General features: G+C 27.5%; 1 pseudogene. It reads right to left on the bottom strand.

Annotation, left to right across the window (positions count from 1 at the left end):
• Nucleotides 1-354: pseudogene (locus CAMP18498_RS07915) on the bottom strand (hypothetical protein); the annotation flags it as partial.
• Nucleotides 355-612: the final 258 nt, after the last annotated feature.

Raw genomic sequence — 612 nt, 5'->3', positions numbered from 1 at the left:
ACCATGTATACTACCTTTATTTACTATGGTTACATTAGAATTAGCACCATCAACATTTACACCAAAACCACTACTACCGACTTGTATAGTACCTTGATCTCCTATAGTTAAAGTTCCACCACCATTACCTATGGTTACTGTTCCATTTTGGCTGTTATTTATAGTACACTCTGTACTACTATCACTACAACCACCACCACTAATACTTTTTGAATTTTTTACTTGTTTTTCTTTAAATACTTTAGGATCTTTAGCTTTAGTTATTTTTATAGAACCATTAGAAGCTTGATCACTTATAGTTACTATACTAGCATTAGCACAAGTAGCTAAAAAAGATATAGTTGCTAAAGACAAGAAAGTTTTTTTAATAGTTTGAGTAGAATCAGAATGATTAAGATTTTTCCCTTGGGTAGAATTTATCGTATCCCCCCCCCCCAGTTAAATAAGACATAAAAACTCCTTTATTATTAATGATTGAAATCATAAAATATTATTATAAATATTTTTTAAACAAATAAATATATTTTATTGATTACTGTATAAAATAGGAAATTTTATTGTTATTATTCTTGATAGTTTAGTTTCATTGAAAAAGTCTCTTAGAAAATAAGA

The sequence above is a fragment of the Campylobacter sp. W0066.2 genome, assembly GCF_024723515.1.
Lineage (GTDB): Bacteria > Campylobacterota > Campylobacteria > Campylobacterales > Campylobacteraceae > Campylobacter_D.
Note: the sequence above shows the minus strand (reverse complement) of the source record. Positions and strands in the feature narration are given on the sequence as shown.